Genomic DNA, 4,311 nt, shown 5'->3' with positions numbered 1-4,311 from the left:
GCAGGAGAAGGCGAACGCGGCGGCCGCCGAGCTGGTCCGGGCGCGCGCGGTGGGCGAACTGGCGGACGCGCTGGACTCCGAGCTCTCCGCGATCGACAGCGCCGGGCTGCTCACCGACCTGGAACTGCCGCTGCTGGAGGTGATCGGCGAGCTGGAGGCCGCGGGCATCGCGGTCGACGCGTGGCGGCTCGACGAGCTCGGCGCGCATTTCGCCGGGCGGGTGAAGCAGGCCGCGCAGGAGGCCTACGCGGTGATCGGCAAGGAGATCAACCTGGGCTCGCCGAAGCAGCTGCAGGTGGTGCTGTTCGACGAACTCGGGATGCCGAAGACCAAGCGCACCAAGACCGGCTACACCACCGACGCCGAAGCGCTGCAAGGGCTCTACGAGAAGACCGAGCACCCGTTCCTGCAGCACCTGCTGGAGCACCGGGACGCCACCCGGCTCAAGACGACGGTGGAAGGGCTGGTCAAGTCCATCGCCGCGGACGGCCGCATCCACACCACGCTGAACCAGACCATCGCCGCGACCGGCCGGTTGTCCTCGACCGAGCCGAACCTGCAGAACATCCCGATCCGCACCGAGGAAGGCCGCCGGATCCGGGAGGTCTTCGTGGTCGGCGGCGACTACGCGCAGCTGATGACCGCCGACTACAGCCAGATCGAGATGCGGATCATGGCGCACCTGTCCGGCGACGAAGGTCTCATCGAGGCGTTTCGCACCGGTGAGGACCTGCACAGCGTCGTGGCCTCGCAGGCGTTCGGGGTGCCGATCGGGGAGGTCGACCAGGAGCTGCGGCGCCGGGTGAAGGCCATGTCCTACGGGCTGGCCTACGGGCTCTCCGCGTACGGGCTCGCGCAGCAGCTGCGGATCTCGGCGGAGGAGGCGAAGGCGCAGATGGACGCCTACTTCGCCCGCTTCGGCCGGGTGCGGGACTACCTGCACGAGGTGGTGACGAAGGCGCGGGAGGACGGCTACACCGCGACGATCCTGGGCCGCCGCCGCTACCTGCCGGACCTGCTCAGCGACAACCGGCAGCGCCGGGAAATGGCGGAGCGCATGGCGCTGAACGCGCTGATCCAGGGCAGTGCGGCCGACATCATCAAGGTGGCGATGCTGGGCGTGCACCGCGCGCTGGCGGAATCGGGGCTGCGCTCGCGGATGCTGCTGCAGGTGCACGACGAGCTGATCATCGAACTGGCCGAGGGCGAGCGGGCCGAGGTGGAGCGGATCGTGCGGGAGCAGATGGGGGCGGCGCATCCGCTGGACGTTCCGCTGGAGGTCTCGGTCGGTGTCGGCGGATCCTGGGACGCCGCGGCGCACTGAGCCGGGCGGACCCGGGTTCCGCGGAACCGGTGGGCCGGTCGGCGGATTTCGGGTCGATCACGAAACGATCATTCGCCCGCGCCGAGCGCGTCCCAGCCATTGAGATGGCGGGACGCGAGCAGGCGGGCCCCAGCTGAGCCTTTCGGGTGATACGGGGGATAGCCTGCCTCCTTTGCGGAACAACGGATGCCGACGACTGCGGTGCGCGGTGCGCGCCCGGCGAACCGGGGCTCGACGCCCCGGAGGAGGAAAATGATCAACATCGACAGAGTGGACCACCTGGTGCTCACCGTGGCCGATGTCGATCGGGCTGCGGAGTTCTACGAGCGGATCCTCGGGATGCGGACGGTGACCTTCCCCGGCGACCGCCGCGCGGTGAGCTTCGGCGACCAGACCATCAAGCTGCACGCGGCCAGCGAACTGGTGGAACCCACCGCCACGCACCCGGTTCCCGGCTCGGCGAACCTGTGCCTGGTCACCGAGCAGCCGATCAGCGAGGTGCAGGAGCACCTGCGCGCCAACGACGTCCGGATCGAGGAAGGCCCGGTGGGGCGCACCGGTGCGGCCGGTCCGATCACGTCGCTGTACCTGCGGGACCCGGACGGCAACCTGCTCGAGGTCGCCCGCTACGACGAAGAAGCCGAGGCGTCCGCCGTCACCGATTGAGGCGCGCGGAAAAAGGGGCCGGAGGTGCGCACCTCCGGCCCCTTCCTCGTCCGGTTCACAAGGACAGTTCCGGTTTCAACCGGGCTGGTGTCCACACCCGCTGGCGCCACGCGGCCGCGGTGCTCAGCAGCAGGCCCGCCGCCAAGTAAGCCACCAGCACCCACGCCGACGTGCCCGCCGCGGCCAGGTCTTGGCCGCCGTAGAGCAGGTGCCGCAGGCCGGTCACCACGTAGCTCAGCGGCAGCACGTTGTGCAGCGGGTGCAGCGGTGCCGGCGTGGTCTGCCACGGGAACGTGCCGCCCGCGGTGACCAGTTGCAGCACCAGGATCACCAGCGCGATGAACTTCCCGCGCGCCCCGAACGCCGCGTTCAGCGCGTGCACCACCGCGGTGAACGCGAACGACGTGAGCAGCAGGAATCCGACCGTCAGCCACGGGTGCGCGGGCTGCACGCCGACTCCGAACACCACCACGAGGTAGAGCAGCACCGCCTGCGCCGCACCCACGATCGCCGCGGGCAGCCAGCCGCCGAAGGCGATCTTCCACGGCGCCACCCCGCCTGCCAGCGCGCGCTGCGACAGCGGACGCATGATCAGGAAGAGCACGAATCCGCCGATCCACAACGCCAGGCCCATGAAGAACGGGGCGAGCCCCGCGCCGTAGGTGGCCGCCTTGACCTGCGCCTGGTTGTCCACCGCGACCGGGTCGCCGATGGTCCGCGCGGTGTCCGTCCTGGTCTTGTCGTCGAGGTCCGGGATGTCCTTCGCGCCCTTGCCGAGTTCGTCGGCGAGGGTGTGCGAACCGTTCTCGAGCTTCCCGGAGCCGTCGGCGAGCTGCTGCGCACCGCCATCGAGCCGGTCCGCGCCGTCGGTGAGCGCACCGGTTCCGTCGAGTGCCTGCTGCTGCCCGGTGTGCAACCGCTGGGCACCGGAGCCCAGCTGGGCGGCACCGCCGGAGAGCGTTCCGGACCCGTCGGTGAGCTGCCCGATGGCGCCGGTGAGCGCGGGCGTCGATTCGGCGAGCTTCCGGTTGCCGTCGGCGACCTGGCGGGAACCGTCGGCGAGCGCGTCCAGCTGCCCGATCTGGCCCTGCACCTGGTCGTTCGTGTCGGTGATCGGCTGGTTCAGCTGGTCCAGGCCGTCCAGCACGCGCTGCACGGTCTGTTCGTCGGCGCCGGTGGAGCGCAATTGGTTCGCGATGCGGGTCTTGTTCTGCTCGAGGTTGTCGACGAACCGCTGCGAGGCTTCGCCGAGCTTGTCCGCGGTGCCCGCGAGCTTCTCGTTGCCGTCGGCGACCTTGTCGGCGCCGTCGGCGAGCTTCGCGGTCTGCTCCGGCAGCGGTGCGGTGCGCTGCTGCAGTTGCTGCAGCCCGTTGTGCAGCTGATCGGCTCCGGCGCTGAGCCGCCCGGTGCCGTCGACGAGCTGCCCTGATCCGTCCACCAGCTGCTGCTGGCCGTCCAGCAGCCGGTGCGCCCCGGCGGAGAGCTGACCGGTGCCCTGCTCGGCGGTGCCGATGCCGTCGCGCAGCTGCGTCGCGCCGTCGGCGAGCTTCCCGGCACCGTCGGCGGCCTGCACGGTCTTGTCGTGCACCGTGCCGAAGCCGAGCAGCAGCTGGTCGGCGGCTTCGGTGCCCGCGTCGCCGGCCACGGCCTTGCGCACCTCACCGGCGACCTTGTCGGCGATGGTGGAGATCAAGTAGTTGTTCGTGTCGTTGGTGACCAGCCGCAGCTGCGCCTGCCGCGGCTCGAACTCCCCCGGCGAGAGCAGCGCGGCCGAGAAGTCCTTCGGCACAACCAGCGCGAACGTGTAGCGGCCCTGCTGCACGCCCTGCTCGGCGTCGCGTTCGCCGGTGCGGTGCCAGTCGAAGGAACCGGAACCGGCCAGTTCGTCGTAAACCCGGTCACCCGCGTTGAGCGTGCTGCCGTCCTGGCGCTGCCCGCCCGCGTCGTCGATCACGACTGCGGCGGGCACCGAGTCGAGCCGGTTGTAGGGGTCCCAGTTGGCGTAGAGGTACATCGCGCCGTACAGCAGCGGCACCAGCGTGATGGCGACCAGGGCCAGTCGCGGCAACCTGCCGGAGGTGAGCCTGCGCAGCTCGGTCATGGTCAGGCGGAACGTGGTCATCGGACACCGTCTTCGGCGGCGCGGCCGTCCGCGCCGATGCGAGCTTGGGGGACGAGGGCGAGCCGGTCGGCGGAATGCGCGGAGCACAGCACGACCACCGCGCGCTGCCTGCGGCTTTCCCGCCGCGCGAGCTCGTACCAGGCGTGCGGGTCGCCGCCGTGCCGGTCCGGGCGCTCCAACACCAGCGCCGTGGTGCGCT

The 4,311-nt window shown here is 70.8% G+C and carries 3 protein-coding genes and 1 pseudogene; 2 read left to right on the top strand and 2 right to left on the bottom strand.

From position 1 onward, the window contains the following. A partial coding sequence (locus tag IJH84_RS09575; protein ID WP_295142854.1) for a DNA polymerase occupies positions 1-1,324 on the top strand: 1,324 nt, incomplete at its 5' end. 252 nt (positions 1,325-1,576) lie between these two features. Beyond that, entirely contained in the window at positions 1,577-1,990 is a 414-nt protein-coding gene (locus IJH84_RS09570; protein ID WP_200072011.1) for a VOC family protein, read from the top strand. 55 nt (positions 1,991-2,045) lie between these two features. Here the strand turns inward: IJH84_RS09570 and IJH84_RS09565 are convergent, their stop codons facing one another. Together IJH84_RS09565 and IJH84_RS09560 are read right to left on the bottom strand one after the other, a co-directional pair. Beyond that, positions 2,046-4,112, bottom strand: a complete 2,067-nt coding sequence (locus IJH84_RS09565; protein WP_295142849.1) for a YhgE/Pip domain-containing protein — start codon at positions 4,110-4,112, stop codon at positions 2,046-2,048. Then, positions 4,109-4,311: pseudogene (locus tag IJH84_RS09560) on the bottom strand (hypothetical protein); the annotation flags it as partial. The pseudogene IJH84_RS09560 and the gene IJH84_RS09565, both read right to left, overlap by 4 nt.

The sequence above is a fragment of the Saccharopolyspora sp. genome (genome assembly GCF_017434145.1).
Taxonomy (GTDB): domain Bacteria; phylum Actinomycetota; class Actinomycetes; order Mycobacteriales; family Pseudonocardiaceae; genus Saccharopolyspora_C; species Saccharopolyspora_C galaxeae.
Note: the sequence above shows the minus strand (reverse complement) of the source record. Positions and strands in the feature narration are given on the sequence as shown.

What these genes read in the sequence shown, in the direction of transcription:
- IJH84_RS09570 (WP_200072011.1), top strand. Translation starts at nt 1,577, where the DNA reads ATGATCAACATCGACAGAGTGGACCACCTGGTGCTCACCGTGGCCGAT.
- IJH84_RS09565 (WP_295142849.1), bottom strand. Translation starts at nt 4,112, where the DNA reads ATGACCACGTTCCGCCTGACCATGACCGAGCTGCGCAGGCTCACCTCC.